Raw genomic sequence first — 14,775 nt, 5'->3', positions numbered from 1 at the left:
GCTGAATCGAATATTAGCTCGTAGCCCCTATTATAGGTCGTAAGCTGGCATAGTTGTCAAAACTAGGAAATTGATGGAAGATTTTTGACGGTAGCTGGCTATCTGGGTTTTCAACCCCAAGCACGTGGGCGATACCAAACTGCGCCGCCGCCGCTAAAATATGCTCACCGTCATCAATAAATAGGCTGCGAGCAGGGTCGAACTGCGTGCGTTGCTGAAGTTGTTGCCACAAACTTTGCTCTTCTTTGCAGGCACCAAATTCATGGGTTGAATATTGTTCATCACACATAGCGGCCAGGTTAGTGCATTGATTCTTAAGCGCTAACGCGTCTGGGTGTGCGTTAGTAACTAAAATAATCCGCTTATTAGCTTGGCGGGCTTCGGCTAAAAAATCCGGCACATCAGCACGCACTTTGATTAAATCAATAAACTGGCGTTTAAGTTCGCGAATCGGCAATTGCAAAGTTTGCTGCCAGTAGTCTAAACAGTACCAGTCAAGTGTGCCTGCGACCGTACTGAAATGCTGATGGATGTACTGGTGCGCAGTCGCCACTTCAATTTGTTGCGCTGCCGCATAGAACTCAGGCACGCGCTGGTTCCAAAATTGGTTATCATAGTGCAAATCCAGTAGCGTACCGTCCATGTCGAGCAGTAAAGTGTCGATATCGGACCATGGCAGCTGGATAGGCGTAGGGGTGGTTTGAGACATGGGAAAACCTAGATTGTTGATACATTGAAGGTTAGCCGTTTAGCTTTTGGGCTAAGCAGTTTATAGTAACCTTATTACCAGCTAAGCAGTGTCGGGGAATTATGACGGATAAGCAAGTACCACAAATTCTCGCGCGCCAATTGGTCGCCGAAAGCCGTTTGCTACGCATTGAAAGCGTTGATTTGAAATTTAGTAATGGCGAAGAGCGGCGTTATGAGCGCGTGCAAGGTAGTGGCCGAGGTGCGGTGCTGGTGGTGCCTATGCTTGACGCTGACACCATGTTGCTGGTGCGTGAATACGCTGCCGGGTTGCATAATTACCAGCTCGGCTTCCCCAAAGGCTTAGTAGACCCAGGTGAAAGCCATGCAGTGGCCGCAAACCGCGAGTTGCGCGAAGAGATTGGCTATGGCGCTAAGCGCTTAACTGCGATGAAATCTGTGACCATGGCCCCTGCATTCTTTTCCGCCAATATGACCTTGTTTATTGGTCAGGACCTCTACCCTGAAAAATTGGCAGGCGATGAGCCAGAGCCGCTTGAAGTGGTGCCATGGAAAGTGAGTGAGATTGACCAACTGCTGGCGCAACCAGATTTCACTGAAGCGCGCTCCGTCACCGCGTTATTGCTACTTGAGCGTTGGTTGCGGGGCGGCAGTGTTGGCCTGCCGTCGCAAGACGGCGTGGTGGATACCGAAGCAAAGCAGGAGTCGAATTTTGGCTAAGCCTTTACAGCAAGCTTTAGCAAGTATATTACGCGACACCGGCGCACTGGTGCTGGACCACTATCGTCGTCAAGACTTCACCGTAACCGATAAGGCGGATGATTCACCAGTTACCAGTGCCGACTTAGCTGCGAGTGAGTTTCTGCTCGCCGCGTTACAGCGTTTAACCCCTGACATCCCGGTACTGTCCGAAGAGGCATTAGTGCCTTGGGTAGAACGTCGTAATTGGCAACGCTATTGGTTAATCGACCCAATTGATGGCACCCAGGAATTTATTCAAGGTAGTGGCGACTTTGCCATTGCGGTGGCGCTCATCGATAATTTTCAACCCGTACTCGGTGGTATTTATTGGCCAACCGAACAGCGCTTATATCAAGGTGGAGTAGGGCTTGGAGCCCAGCGCCTCGACTACTCCCAAAGCGACAGCCCCGAACCTACGCCGATGCAAGTTCGGCGACTGCATGACCCAGCGCAGGATGAATTGGTCATCGCAATTAGTCGTCGTCAGAACCATGCCAAAGTTGCGGCGCGGATGACCAGCGAACGGGCGGTGCGCTCGGTAATGACCGGCAGCTGCTCGTTGAAAGCATGTATGGTGGCAGACGGAAGTGCTGACTGTTTCTTGCGTTTAGGACCCACTGGGGAGTGGGACACGGGGGCTGCCCAAGTCATTGTTGAGCAGGCTGGCGGACGTTTACTCAGCGAACATTTCGAGCCGATTACCTACAACCGCACGGCGAGCTTAGCGAACCCAAACTTTATGGTGTTAGGCGACCCGCGCGTGGATTGGCTCGCAGTGTTTCCACGGTTACTGGCCTGACGCAGCAAGTGTTAGGCGCTAGGCGTCTGGTTGCTGGTTGTGCTCAGTGGCGCTGACGGCGTCTTTGGGCACAATATGCACACTTTCGTGCAGCTCTGAATACACAACTACAGCATCGCCACGCTTGAGTTGCGCGCGCACGTGCTCGACTTTGGTTGCTAAGCTGACTTCCTGCTCGCCATAATCTGTACCTTCTTGCAGCACAAAGTGTTCAATCAGCGCCGTTAAAGTCTCTGGGTTTATCTGTTGGTAAGGAATTTTCATCGCTACTCCTATCAATCAAGTCCTAATTCCGTGCTCAAAAAATCTAAAATTCGTCGACTTAGCCAGTAACCCGACTTGCCCTCATGCTTGGCGACAAAGCCAACATGCCCGCCATGGGTGCTGAGTTCGTGGCGTACATTGGCAGGTAGCATCGGCGCCTCAGGCACACAGCATGGGCTGGTAAAGGGGTCGTCTGCAGCATGAATAATCAACAGCGGTCGCCTAATCAATGGAATGAATTGTAGTCCACTACAGCGTGTGTAGTAATCATCAGCGCCGTCAAAGCCGTGTAATGGCGCAGTGACCAAATTATCGAACGTACGAAAGTTGACGATGCGCCGAATCGTTGCAGGGTCGATATGCAAATGCCCCTGCAATTGCCCAAGCGCGTGCTTTTGAATGATTTTACGCTTCAATGAGCTCACTAAATGGTTGCGATAAACACGTGAAAAGCCTTGGTCAATGCGCGCAGAGCTTGGGCCTAGGGACAAGGGGGCGGAGGTGCTCACGGCAGCGCGCAGTCCAATGTCTGGTTCTTCGCCAAGCAATTTGACCAGCATATTGCCACCTAAACTGAACCCCGCCGCATACAGTTGCTCAAAACCTTGGCGCTGCAGCCAAGCCACTAAAGTCGAAGCGTCGGCGGTATCGCCTGAATGATACGCACGGTGGCTGCGGTTGGGGCGGCCACTGCAGCCGCGAAAATGCATCACCACTGCGTGCCAGCCGCGACTACGGGCGGTCGCCATGAGATCATCCGCGTAAGGGGAATACACTGACCCTTCAAGACCGTGAAAAATAATCAACAACGGTCGTTTCGGCTCACTTATGACTTCGGTGTATGGTCGGTTCCAAGCTAGGTCGATAAAGTCGCCGTCGGGCAACGGCAGGCATTGCCAATGTCGCTCGCTGCGGGCTTTGTATCGTGCAATACGACTCCATAGGGTTTGCACATGTTGGTTGCGTAGCCATGGGTGGGGCTGGAAATTTAATAATTGAGTCATACGGCAAGGCTCATGGGCATGGTTGATTTGATTCAGGCGCAGCGAACATTCAGGCGCGCACTTTAGCACGGCGCACGAAGTGACGTCAGCCGCCAGGACATACTTAGTTACAAAACATCGAACCGGGCCGCTTAGCTTTGATTGCCCAAGCGCAGCGGCTTGCGCATAATAGTTGCAACATATCATTAACTAAATGCCAAGGAAGCACACACTATGACCACAGCTAGATTCCGCACAAACCCTCGCAGCATGCGAAAAAGCTTGCTTTCGAGTGTCATTACAGGTGCCTGCTTGGCGCTATTGGTTGGTTGCCAACCCGCGCCAGAGCCATCATCGCCTAACGGTAGTAGCACACCGGCTTCGAGCCAGCAACAGGCAAGCGATAGTGGGATTTATGTCAGTCCAAATGACAGTCGCGAATACGCGGTGGTGCGCCTGGACAACGGCTTAGATGTGGTGGTGGTTCGCGATCCCGACGCAGATAAAGCAGCGGCGGCATTAAATGTCCATGTAGGCAGTATGCAAAACCCAGATGAGCAGTTGGGTTTGGCGCATTATTTGGAGCATATGCTGTTTTTAGGTACTGAAAAGTACCCTGATCCAGACGAGTATGGTGAATTCATGTCGCGTCATGGCGGTATGCATAATGCTTATACGGCCGATGACCATACCAATTACATGTTCCAGATTAACAACGACCGTTTAGCCGATGCCTTAGACCGCTTTTCGGACTTCTTCAAAGCCCCTATTTTTGATCCTGACTACTCAGAAAAGGAAATTAATGCCGTTGATTCTGAATGGTCGATGCGCCGTGCATCTGATGGTTTTATTTTATTCAAATTAAATAATATCACGTTAAACCCGGAGCACCCGATTGCTCGCTTTCGCATTGGTAATAAAGAAAGCTTAGGCGACAAAGAAGGCAGTATTTTGTATGACGAAATGCTGGATTTTTATCGTCGCTACTATTCAGCCAATTTAATGACCGCAAGTATTATCGGTAACTACCCGTTGGCTGAACTTGAGCAAATGGCACATACCTATTTTGCCGATATTCCGAACCATGACGCACCCGCACCGGAAATTACTACACCAGTGGTAACGGATGCCGAACGCAGTCGTCAAATTTTCTACCGCCCGCAAATGGAAATGCGAGTATTACAAATCGATTTCACGATTGATAACAATATCGACCAATTCGCCTACCAGCCGAATGAACTGGTGGCGTATATGATTAATTCGGAGATGCCGGGCACCCCGGGCGCATTCTTACGGGAGCAGGGCTGGGCCGATAATTTGGGTGCTTACGCGCAGCCAAATGCCTATGGCAATGCTGGACGCTTTATCATTCAGGCAGAGTTGACCGACACCGGCCTTGAAAACCGTGAAGTGATCGCCGGCATGCTGTTTAACTACATTGATAAGCTACGTGTCGAAGGCGTCGATGAAGCCTACTTCGACGAAGTGCGCACGGTGCTGAACAACCGTTTCCAATTTTTGCAGCGTACCAATGCATTTAATTACGCCACGCAATTGGCCGCTGCTATGCAGCACTACCCCCTTCAACATATCGTCGACTACAGCTATCGCTTAGACAGCTACAACCCACAGGCGATTAACGAAGTATTGACCCAGTTGAGCCCTGACAATGCGCGAGTTTGGTTTATTGCCCCAGACGTCGAGGTTGACCAGCGCTTGCATTATTTTGATGGCGAATACCGTGTCGAGGCGTTGAACCCTGAGATTATCGATAGCTGGCGCGCCCAAGCACAAGACATTGAAGTTAGCTTACCGTCGGTGAACACCTTGTTGCCTGAAGATATGAGCGTCAAGCCGTTAGGCGACAGCACCCAGGCACAGCAGGTAATCAACACGGCAGGAGTGAGCGTCTGGTTGCAGCGTAGCGAGCGTTTCCAGGAGCCGCGTGCGAATGTCAGTGTGCAGCTATTCCAAGATACCTCGGAGCAGGATTTAAACCAACGCATGGCGGCTCAAGTCGCGGTTAGTGCATTTAACTTAGCTGAGCAAGCGTTAGCGCGCGAAGCCTCTATTGCTGGGGTTAACTATGATTTGTCGGCAGGCCAAGGGTTAGCGTTAAACCTATCGGGCTTTAATGACAAGCAAACTTTGCTGGCTGAACGTGTCCTGAGCAGCTTCGCAAATTACGAGCCGAGCGCGAGTCGTTTAGAGCAGGTCAAAGACCGCTTACGTCGTCAAATTGAAAACCAAGCGTTGCAATTCCCAGTGCAGCAATTAGGTCCACGCTACAATAGCTTTATCCAATTGCCGGGTGCTAACCCTGAAGCGCGCCTGCAAGCTTTGGCTGCCGTCACGTTAGATGACGTGTTAGCGGCGCGCGATGGCCTATTTAATGGCGTGACAATTCGTGCATTGGCAGTGGGTAATTATGACGAAGAGAGCTTACAAAGCTTGGTGGCAGTGATTCGTGATCAAGTTGAGCTTGACCCGTCAATTCAATATGACCGCAGTCAAGTGATCACCCCGCGAAGCGCTACGACGGTGAGTTACCAGCGTGATGTCGCGCTTGAAGATGTCGCCTTGTTGCAAGCTTGGGTGCTACCGGACGATAGCTTAGCAACCAGAGCTAAAGCCAGTGTGATGGCAGAACTTGCCCATGCGCGATTCTTTAATGAACTGCGCACCGAGAAACAACTAGGCTACGCCGTTGGTGTATCCCCTGTGGGTGCGGGCGACTATGCGGGCATTGGTTTCTTGATTCAAAGTTCGGTGGCGTCATTGCCAGAATTGAAAGATCATTTTACAAGCTTCCAGCAAGGGTTTGCTGAGCATTTAGACGACATGTCAGACGAAACCTTCACTGAAAGTAAGCAAGGTGTGCTGGTCAGTTTGCGCGAGCAGCCACAGAACTTAAATCAGGAGGCGTCACGTGTACGTGCTGACTGGGCTCGGGAAAACTATCGTTTTGACACCCGTGAGCAACTTATTGCAGAGGTCGAGCGGTTAACTAATGAAGACATGCAAGCATTCTATCGTATGTTGTTAGACTCAGACGCCCGTATGCAAGTATTGGTGCAGTTACGCGGGACTAAGTTTAGCGACACTGACTTTATCGACATCGATGATGCGGTCGTGGTCGATGATATCGAAGCCTTCCAGCAACAATGGCAAGGTAGTGACGATTAAGGTTTACACGCAATAACCTTATGCGCGCAGGCGCTGCAGATGTGTGATCAGCAGCGCCTGTTCTTGTTGTTCTAAGATTAACTCAGCGTCTAATAGCGCTTGTTTGAGTGCCTTGCTAGCGACTTCGGTCAATGCCTCACTGCGACTTAACTGACGTCGTAACTGGCGCACTAATTGGGTGTGCTCAGTGCTAAACGCGTCAATTAACGCCTGTAGCACCTGCTTCTCATTGGTATCTAACGGTTGCCCTCGCTCTGCAAGATACAACTCCAACAACGCTAAATTCACATTGTCGCCGTGCTGGTCCTGGCGCGTTATCAGTTGTTGCTGCATGCCAGGGCGCTGATAAATTTCATGACTTGCTTGCCAGAATGTGGCGGCATCAATCGGGTTATGCATCGTCCACCTGCATCATATCTAGTTGTTCACTGTGGCTTAACCAGTCGGCTTCGGCGTCTTCAAGCTGTTGCTGTAATTCACCTTGGCGCTTCAATAACTGAGTGAGCTCGTCTTTGTTGGCTGCGTCATAGATATCCGCCGCGCTAAGCCGGTCATGGACCTTGACCAGTTCTGTTTCGGCTTGTTGCATTAAGCGTTCCGCGGCTTTAATTTTGTCTTGCAGCGGTTTCATCAGTTTGCGCTTATCGGCGGCGGCTTGGCGTGCTTCTTTTTTGCTGGTCTTATCTGGGCTGTCGGATTGGCTCGCCGCATTTGCCTGGGCTTTCGATTCGGCGCGCTGGTCTTCCACCCACTGTTGATAGTCCTCTAAGCTGCCATCAAAACCTTCTACGCGCTGATTCGCGACTAAGTAAAAATCGTCGACGGTGGCACGCAGAAAATGACGGTCGTGGGACACAATGACCATGGCGCCGGTGAAATCCTGCAAAGCGCGAATCAGCGCCTCGCGAATATCCAAGTCCAAGTGGTTGGTCGGTTCGTCAAGCAGCAATAAATTGGGCTTCTGATAGACAATTAACGCCAGTACCAAGCGTGCTTTCTCACCACCTGAAAACGGCCCGCTGGGTGCAAACACGCTATCGCCATGAAAACCAAACCCGCCTAAATAGTCACGCAGGCTTTGCTCGCTTGCGCTTGGGTCGAGCCGTTGTATATGCGCCATAGGGCTCTCTTCAGGGTGCAAGGTTTCTAACTGATGTTGTGCGAAGTAACCAATTTCAAGCCCTGCACTTACCCGGCGCTGGCCCGCCAAGGGCTGCATCTCGCCAGCTAATAGCTTCATCAGCGTCGATTTACCCGCGCCATTGTGGCCTAACAAGCCGATACGGCTACCCGGCACCAAGTTCAGGTGAATGTTGTGCAAAATAACGGTGTCGCCATAACCCGCCTGCAGCTTTTCCATTTCAATCAGTGGGTTGGGTAACTTGTTAGGCGGGCGAAAGCTAAATTCAAAGGCCTGGGCATCTTCCAGCGGTGCGCTTAAGGTCAGCTTCTCAAGGGCTTTGACCCGGCTTTGGGCTTGCTTAGCTTTAGTCGCTTTGGCTTTAAAGCGGTCAATAAACGACTGCAAATGGGCGCGCTGGGCTTGCTGCTTTTCATACTGCTGGCGGTGCTGTGCTAACTGCTCACTGCGTTGGCGCTGGAAACTGGTGTAGTTGCCGCTATAACTGTGGGTTTGCTGGCGGTCGATATGAATCGTATGGGTAATCACCGCGTCCAAAAAGTCACGGTCGTGGGAAATCAGGATCAAGGTGCCGGGGTAACGCAGTAACCAGTTCTCTAACCAATAAATAGCATCCAAGTCGAGGTGGTTGGTAGGCTCATCCAGCAGTAATAAGTCAGACCGCGCGATCAAGGCTTGAGCTAGGTTTAAGCGCATTCGCCAACCACCAGAGAACGCGCGCACCGGTTTTTGCAGTTGCGCTTGGCTAAATCCTAAGCCGGCCAACAAACTCGCTGCTCGCGCTTCAATTTGATAGCCGCCAATCGCATCTAACTGGCCATGAATAGCGGCTATCTTGTGGCCGTCATCGGCCTGTTCTGCCGCCGCTAGGGCTTGATTCAATGCGGTGTACTCTTGGTCGCCACTGACCACATAGGCAAGTGCCGTGGCATCTAGCGCTGGCGTTTCCTGCGCCACAGCCGCAATGCGCCACGCGGCTGGAAACTGCAGGTTACCTGCGTCTTCCTTGATTTCTCCGCGCAGCAACGCAAATAGCGATGATTTACCAGTACCGTTCGCACCCACTAAGCCGACGCGCTGTCCTGCATAAATGGTAAAACTACTTTGCTGTAATAACTGCTTGGCGCCACGAATAAGGCTTATCGATTCCGCTTGAATCATAGGGTAAAATTCCAACCACCTAGAAATGGGATTGATTTTATCACAGCCATGATCAGGACGGCAGGGCGGTATGCTATGCTAATGGCAAGTTAAGCCCGTCGTCGGTTGGTGGCAACCAGAGGAGTACGCATCATGGCGAGAAGTAAGAAGCGGTTTATCGCCGGCGCAACATGCACAGAATGTAAGGCAGTCGACAGTTTAATGTTGTACAGCGAACACGGCATTGAGCATGTTGAATGCGTTGAGTGTGGCTTTAAGATGGATGAGCCAAAAGCCCAAGGCAGTGGTTCGGAGCGCACGTTTGACGGCGTGATCGGGGTGTTCAAACCCGAGTAACCGCGGCTGACCGAAGCGCCACCGGCCAAACTCTGCTTGAGGAGTTTGTATGAACCGATTATTGACCCGACAGATCCCCCAACAACTGTATCGCCCTGATCAGGTGCGTGACTATGAGGCAAGAGCGGCTGAAATTGCTGGCATTAGCATGTGGCAATTGATGCAGCGCGCTGGCCGTGCCGCCTTCGAGTGCTTGCGCGAAGCGTATCCGGCGCCACTGCGCGTTGCGGTACTCTGTGGTAGTGGTAATAACGGCGGTGACGGCTATGTATTGGCCACACAAGCGGCACTGGCAGGCTACGATGTACGTGTATTTACTGCTAAACCCGCAGCCACTGAGCTGAGTGCGCGGGCGCAAAGTAGCTGGCAAGCCCAGGGTGGCCAGATCGAAGCCTTGTTGGATTGGGGCGACTGTGACCCGGACGTGGTGGTGGATGCGTTACTTGGGACTGGGGTGGATACGCCGGTGCAAGGCGACATTGCTGAGGCAATAGCCAGCGTCAATGAAGCGCGCTTACCGGTAATTGCGATTGATGTTCCGAGCGGGCTGCATGCAGACACCGGGCGTGTATTGGGGCAGGCTATTCAGGCTCGCCATACGGTGACTATGGTGGCGCCAAAGCGTGGGCTTTACACGGCTCAAGCTGGGGACTATTGCGGCCAGCTATGGTTCGCTGACCTGGGTATTTTGCGTGAATTTCGCACCTTGTGCAAAGCGGCAGCTTGGCGTTTAGACCCAACTCAGTTGACTCAAGCCTTTCCGCCCCGGCCTTGGAATTGCCATAAAGGTATGTTCGGCCATGTGGTCATTATCGGCGGCAGCGAGGGCATGGTGGGCGCGGTTCAGTTAGCCGGTATGGCGGCGTTGCGTGCGGGCGCAGGTAAAGTCACTGTGATTTGCCAACATGGCAGCCAAGGGTTTGCGCCTGAGCTTATGGTGCGCAGTTTACAAGCCGATGACCCTGATAGCGATACCCTCTTGCAACAAGCCGATGTGATCGCTATTGGCCCGGGCCTGGGCCAGCAACAGTGGGGGCAGGCGTGGTGGCATAAGGTGATTGAGCTGGATACGCCCCTTGTGGTTGATGCGGACGCGCTTAATTTGCTGGCGCGAAACCCCATGCGTCGAGACGATTGGATTCTAACCCCACACCCTGGCGAAGCGTCGCGATTACTAGCCACCCAAGCCAATGAGTTAGAGCAAGATCGCTGGGACACAGCGGCACGGCTGCATGAGCAGTACGGTGGTGTGGTGGTGCTAAAAGGTGCGGGAAGCATTATTTACCATTCAGACTATGTGGCAGTGAATACTTCGGGCAACCCAGGGCTTGCCAGTGCTGGTATGGGAGATGTGTTAACGGGCGTTATCGCCGCGGTGCTTGCGCCACTATACGCACAAGCGGGTCAGCTGCGCCAAAGTCTGCCCGAAAGCACAGGCTACGCAGCGCTGGTGCATGGGTTGGCGGCGCAAACGGCTAGCCAAACGCGAGGCCAGCGCGGTTTGCTGGCCAGCGATGTGATTGACTGCATCAGTGCTTGGGTAAATCCTTCGCAAGGGGGGTCAACTGCTGATTGAAGTTTGCTAATATTCACCGCAGTCAGCGAATTCAATGGTTATAGCAACAATATAAGGCAACAGCACGATGAGTCATCTGGTGAGTAGTGAAATAAATCAGCACGCAACGCCTCAGTTGGTTATTACGCTGGCTGACGCTGACGCGACTGTTGCAGCGGGTCAAGGGTTAGCGCAGGCGATAAAAGAGCTGGCCGAGGTTCCGCCGTTGGTGGTGTATTTGCATGGTGGTTTGGGTGCCGGGAAGACAACCTTTAGTCGCGGCTTAATTCAGCACCTCGGCCACCAAGGGGCAGTCAAAAGCCCGACCTATACTTTGGTAGAGCCCTACGAGCTAAGCGATATGCGCGTGTTTCACTTTGATTTATACCGTTTGCAAGACCCAGAAGAGCTCGAATTCATGGGGATTCGAGATTACTTTGCCAATGATTGCTTGTGTTTGGTCGAATGGCCGCAGCGTGGGTTCGGTTTGCTTCCAGGCGCTGATATTGAGCTTGAATTAGTGGCCCAGCAAGACAGTGCAGGCGTTGAGTTGCATCGAACTTTATCCGCGCTGGGTCGAACTGCGGCGGGAAATGCCTGTCTGAACTTGTGGCAAACCGCAGTGTAGTTTGTTAAAAACGCAATTTAGTTTGTTAAGAACTACGTGTAATGAGATAAATAACTGCTAGTTAAATAATCTATGAGTTAACCAAGTAATTAAATAATAATGAAAAAAATACGCAGTGCGCTGAACAGTTTGGCTCTTATATGGTGTTCGTTGTGGCTTATCGCCCCAGCGTTTGCAAGTGATGCCTTAGAATCGGTGCGGGTGTGGCCTGCGCCGGACAAGACCCGCATTGTGTTTGACCTGGCAGCAGCCCCTGAACATAGTTATTTTACCATCTATGACAACCAGCCTTATCGGCTTGTGATAGATTTTCGTAACACCCGCAACCAAGTCAACCTGGACGCCCTCGACTTTGAGTCGATGATGGTCAATCGTATTCGCTCGTCATCACCGCCCCAAGCATCCACCACACGTATCGTGTTAGAGCTCAGCCGACAAGTGACCCCAGTGATATTTCCATTGCCGCCGAATGAGCGCTACGGCCATCGCTTAGTGGTCGATATTCCGGGGCAGTCAGTGCCAGAACAGCGCGTAACACGCAGTTTAGAAGGTATGAAAGAGCGTCCTGTGGTGGTCGCGATTGATGCTGGCCACGGAGGCGAAGACCCAGGTTCAATTGGGCCTTCGGGGACCTATGAGAAAAATATTACCTTGCCGGTTGCACGTCGCTTGGCGGAGCTAATTAATGCTGACCCAGGCATGAAGGCAGTATTGGTGCGAACTGGCGACTATGGCGTACAACTGAATCAGCGTAACCGCATCGCCCGACGTGAGCGTGCAGACATGCTGATTTCTATTCACGCCGACGCATTTACAACACCGCAGCCGCGTGGTGCATCGGTGTGGGTGTTGTCGCGGCGACGTGCGAATACTGAGTTAGGCCGATGGTTAGAGAACCGCGAGCAGCATTCTGAATTGCTCGGCGGTGCTGGCGAAGTGTTGTCAAACAATGGCGACGACCCGTACTTAGCGCGCACCTTATTAGATATGTCGATTGACAGCTCAATGAGCGGTGGCTTTGAGGCGGCGAATTTATTGTTGTCACGCCTCGGCACAGTGACGCGCTTACATCGCCGCGAGCCACAGGCTGCAAGCTTTGCGGTCTTGAATAGCCCGGATATTCCGTCGGTATTAGTCGAGTTAGGCTTTATATCGAACCCGCAAGAAGAGCAAGAAATGCGCTCGACGGCGCATCAGCAGCGCTTAGCCCAAGCCTTGTATGAGGGCACGCGTGAATTTTTTGTCCGCCACCCAATTGATGGCACTATTTTAGCCAATCAACGCACACGTCAGCATCGTGTGCAGTCGGGTGATTCGCTGTCAGTGTTGGCGCAACGTTATGGGACGACCGTGCGTGCGATTCAGCAACAGAACAACCTGTCGTCTACGGTGTTGCGAGTTGGTCAGGTGTTAGAGATTCCGGCTAGCTGATGCCTATTCGTCAATTGCCGCTGCAACTAGCCAATCAAATTGCTGCGGGCGAGGTGGTTGAGCGCCCGTCGTCTGTGGTTAAAGAGCTGGTGGAAAATAGCATCGATGCAGGTGCAACAGATTTAAGCTTAGACATTGAACAAGGCGGAGCCAAGCGCATCCGCTTGCGTGACAATGGAAGCGGCATTGCCAAAGACGAGCTGGCGCTGGCATTAAGTCGTCATGCAACTTCGAAAATTCATACCTTGGATGACCTTGAGAGTATTCAGTCCCTCGGTTTTCGTGGCGAAGCATTAGCAAGTATCAGTTCGGTATCACGCCTAACCTTGACCTCGAAGCCAGCAGATCAAAGCGAAGCTTGGCAGGCGTTTTGTGAAGGCCGTGATATGCAGGTACAAATTCAGCCCGCCGCGCACCCCCAAGGCACTACCGTTGATGTGCAGGATCTCTTTTTCAATACCCCAGCGCGGCGTAAGTTTTTACGCACCGAGAAAACTGAATTTGGTCACATTGATGAGGTGGTGCGGCGGATTGCATTAGCCGCGCCTCATGTGCGTATTCATTTGACCCACAACGGCCGGAAGGTCCGTGACTATAAGCCTATGCGCGGTCAGGCGGCGGAGCAGATAGATGTCGACCAAGCGTTGCCCAGATTAAAAGCAATTGCCGGCCAAGGCTTCGCCCAGGACGCGGTGTTTCTGCAACATACTTTCGAGCAGTGGCAACTACATGGCTGGATAGCGCCTGCACAGGCATGTCGGCACCAAGGGGACGTTCAATATATGTACGTCAACGGACGCATGATGAAGGACAAATTGCTAAATCATGCGATTCGACAAGCCTACGACGATAGCCTGAACGACGATCGCCAGCCAACGTATGTGCTGTATTTAACGCTGCCAGCGCGAGAGGTGGATGTGAATGTTCATCCAGCGAAGCATGAAGTGCGCTTTCATCAGGCGCGCCAAATTCATGATTTTGTGCTGCACAGTTTGCGCCAAGCTATCGCTAGTTATAAGCCGTTGCAGGATGACGCGCCAAGCTTTACCACTACGGAATCAAACCTGAACCCGCAAGGGCCAGTGACGGCAGCCAATGAGGCGCCCGCACAGCAGGCCTATCAGCCCCCGCCGCGTCACGCCTATCAGCAGCCCCATAGCGACTCAGCGGCTGCACACTCAGCGATTAGGCAGCTCGTAGAACAGGATGCTCCAGCCGCAGCAGCCTATTACCAGCAGTTAATGACGCCTGCGGCGCAGACGTCCGCACCAGCATTAACACCGGGCCATAGCCAATGGCGGCGAGTCGGTTTATTAGCCCAGCGCTATGCGCTGATGCTGCAACACAGCACCCAAATGACCAGTGACTTGGCACTGATTGATGTCAGCGCCGTGCAGGTCGCCGTGGAGCAAGCTCGGTTAAAGCAAAAGCTAAAACAAGGCTTAAGCGGTCAGCCTCTGCTGCTCCCGGTGCAGCTTGAATTAGCCGAGCCTTTGCAGCCAGAACAGCAGCAGCAATTAGCCGTACTTGGGGTGCAGTTGAAAATGCTCTCAACACAACGTGCGGTGGTCATGCAGGTGCCAACGATGTTGCGCCAACGAGACATTAGCCAATTGTTACCTAAGCTTATCGAGCTATTAGACGCTACCGACCTAACCGAGCACCAAGCGCTGCACCGGTGGCTGGCGCAGCAGGCGGAATTAACCCAGTTTAGCGAGTCGCAGGCAGACTATTGGCTGCAAGAAAGTGCGAATTTAGATATTCAGGCTAATTTCTTGCGCGCACTTGATTGGCAGAGCACACTTAATTAAGCCCTAGAACATAATGTAACAGGACCGAATG

General features: G+C 52.4%; 13 protein-coding genes. 8 read left to right on the top strand and 5 right to left on the bottom strand.

Annotation, left to right across the window (positions count from 1 at the left end; translation table 11 throughout):
• Window positions 1-13: 13 nt before the first annotated feature.
• Window positions 14-709 (bottom strand): GMP/IMP nucleotidase, encoded by a 696-nt coding sequence (gene yrfG, locus CWE07_RS03350; RefSeq protein WP_111568788.1) that lies wholly within the window; start codon window positions 707-709, stop codon window positions 14-16.
• 101 nt (window positions 710-810) lie between these two features.
• Here yrfG and nudE point away from each other — a divergent pair, with 101 nt between their 5' ends.
• Both nudE and cysQ read left to right on the top strand, forming a co-directional pair.
• Window positions 811-1,428, top strand: a complete 618-nt coding sequence (gene nudE, locus CWE07_RS03345) for an ADP compounds hydrolase NudE (RefSeq protein WP_111568789.1) — start codon at window positions 811-813, stop codon at window positions 1,426-1,428.
• A complete protein-coding gene (gene cysQ / locus CWE07_RS03340) occupies window positions 1,421-2,248 on the top strand; it encodes a 3'(2'),5'-bisphosphate nucleotidase CysQ (protein WP_111568790.1) in 828 nt (275 codons plus the stop codon). The genes nudE and cysQ overlap by 8 nt, the downstream gene beginning before the upstream one ends.
• An 18-nt stretch (window positions 2,249-2,266) precedes the next feature.
• On the opposite strand, the gene CWE07_RS03335 is transcribed toward cysQ, so the two are convergent.
• Together CWE07_RS03335 and CWE07_RS03330 are read right to left on the bottom strand one after the other, a co-directional pair.
• Window positions 2,267-2,512 (bottom strand): YheU family protein, encoded by a 246-nt coding sequence (locus CWE07_RS03335; protein ID WP_111568791.1) that lies wholly within the window; start codon window positions 2,510-2,512, stop codon window positions 2,267-2,269.
• An 11-nt stretch (window positions 2,513-2,523) separates the two neighbouring features.
• Entirely contained in the window at window positions 2,524-3,516 is a 993-nt protein-coding gene (locus tag CWE07_RS03330; protein WP_111568792.1) for a hydrolase, read from the bottom strand.
• A gap of 213 nt (window positions 3,517-3,729) precedes the next feature.
• Between CWE07_RS03330 and ptrA the strand changes: the two genes are divergently transcribed.
• Complete coding sequence (ptrA, locus tag CWE07_RS03325; RefSeq protein ID WP_111568793.1) at window positions 3,730-6,681, top strand: pitrilysin; 2,952 nt, start codon at window positions 3,730-3,732, stop codon at window positions 6,679-6,681.
• Between the two features lie 18 nt (window positions 6,682-6,699).
• Here the strand turns inward: ptrA and CWE07_RS03320 are convergent, their stop codons facing one another.
• Together CWE07_RS03320 and CWE07_RS03315 are read right to left on the bottom strand one after the other, a co-directional pair.
• Window positions 6,700-7,080 (bottom strand): TIGR02444 family protein, encoded by a 381-nt coding sequence (locus CWE07_RS03320; protein WP_111568794.1) that lies wholly within the window; start codon window positions 7,078-7,080, stop codon window positions 6,700-6,702.
• Window positions 7,073-8,983, bottom strand: a complete 1,911-nt coding sequence (locus tag CWE07_RS03315; protein ID WP_111568795.1) for an ATP-binding cassette domain-containing protein — start codon at window positions 8,981-8,983, stop codon at window positions 7,073-7,075. The genes CWE07_RS03320 and CWE07_RS03315 overlap by 8 nt, the downstream gene beginning before the upstream one ends.
• 132 nt (window positions 8,984-9,115) lie before the next feature.
• Here CWE07_RS03315 and CWE07_RS03310 point away from each other — a divergent pair, with 132 nt between their 5' ends.
• The 5 genes from CWE07_RS03310 to mutL all read left to right on the top strand — a co-directional run bounded on the left by CWE07_RS03310 (window position 9,116) and on the right by mutL (window position 14,744).
• Window positions 9,116-9,319 (top strand): YheV family putative zinc ribbon protein, encoded by a 204-nt coding sequence (locus tag CWE07_RS03310; protein WP_111568796.1) that lies wholly within the window; start codon window positions 9,116-9,118, stop codon window positions 9,317-9,319.
• A gap of 49 nt (window positions 9,320-9,368) precedes the next feature.
• Window positions 9,369-10,895, top strand: coding sequence for an NAD(P)H-hydrate dehydratase (locus CWE07_RS03305; protein ID WP_111568797.1), 1,527 nt, complete (start codon window positions 9,369-9,371; stop codon window positions 10,893-10,895).
• Between the two features lie 67 nt (window positions 10,896-10,962).
• Entirely contained in the window at window positions 10,963-11,502 is a 540-nt protein-coding gene (gene tsaE, locus CWE07_RS03300; protein ID WP_111568798.1) for a tRNA (adenosine(37)-N6)-threonylcarbamoyltransferase complex ATPase subunit type 1 TsaE, read from the top strand.
• A gap of 99 nt (window positions 11,503-11,601) precedes the next feature.
• Window positions 11,602-12,933 carry an N-acetylmuramoyl-L-alanine amidase gene (locus CWE07_RS03295; RefSeq protein ID WP_111568799.1) on the top strand — a complete coding sequence of 444 codons (1,332 nt, stop codon included), beginning with the start codon at window positions 11,602-11,604 and terminating at the stop codon, window positions 12,931-12,933.
• Window positions 12,933-14,744 (top strand): DNA mismatch repair endonuclease MutL, encoded by a 1,812-nt coding sequence (gene mutL / locus CWE07_RS14475; protein WP_111568800.1) that lies wholly within the window; start codon window positions 12,933-12,935, stop codon window positions 14,742-14,744. The genes CWE07_RS03295 and mutL overlap by 1 nt, the downstream gene beginning before the upstream one ends.
• Window positions 14,745-14,775 lie beyond the last annotated feature (31 nt).

The organism is Aliidiomarina maris (genome assembly GCF_003987335.1).
GTDB classification, from domain to species: domain Bacteria; phylum Pseudomonadota; class Gammaproteobacteria; order Enterobacterales; family Alteromonadaceae; genus Aliidiomarina; species Aliidiomarina maris.
The sequence above is the reverse complement of the archived record's forward strand: the minus strand, read 5'-3'. Positions and strand labels throughout refer to the sequence as shown.

Coding starts and splice junctions, on each gene's coding strand:
- CWE07_RS03295 (WP_111568799.1), top strand. CDS start 11,602: ATGAAAAAAATACGCAGTGCGCTGAACAGTTTGGCTCTTATATGGTGT.
- tsaE (WP_111568798.1), top strand. CDS start 10,963: ATGAGTCATCTGGTGAGTAGTGAAATAAATCAGCACGCAACGCCTCAG.
- CWE07_RS03330 (WP_111568792.1), bottom strand. CDS start 3,516: ATGACTCAATTATTAAATTTCCAGCCCCACCCATGGCTACGCAACCAA.
- CWE07_RS03335 (WP_111568791.1), bottom strand. CDS start 2,512: ATGAAAATTCCTTACCAACAGATAAACCCAGAGACTTTAACGGCGCTG.
- CWE07_RS03315 (WP_111568795.1), bottom strand. CDS start 8,983: ATGATTCAAGCGGAATCGATAAGCCTTATTCGTGGCGCCAAGCAGTTA.
- nudE (WP_111568789.1), top strand. CDS start 811: ATGACGGATAAGCAAGTACCACAAATTCTCGCGCGCCAATTGGTCGCC.
- yrfG (WP_111568788.1), bottom strand. CDS start 709: ATGTCTCAAACCACCCCTACGCCTATCCAGCTGCCATGGTCCGATATC.
- CWE07_RS03305 (WP_111568797.1), top strand. CDS start 9,369: ATGAACCGATTATTGACCCGACAGATCCCCCAACAACTGTATCGCCCT.
- mutL (WP_111568800.1), top strand. CDS start 12,933: ATGCCTATTCGTCAATTGCCGCTGCAACTAGCCAATCAAATTGCTGCG.
- CWE07_RS03320 (WP_111568794.1), bottom strand. CDS start 7,080: ATGCATAACCCGATTGATGCCGCCACATTCTGGCAAGCAAGTCATGAA.
- ptrA (WP_111568793.1), top strand. CDS start 3,730: ATGACCACAGCTAGATTCCGCACAAACCCTCGCAGCATGCGAAAAAGC.
- CWE07_RS03310 (WP_111568796.1), top strand. CDS start 9,116: ATGGCGAGAAGTAAGAAGCGGTTTATCGCCGGCGCAACATGCACAGAA.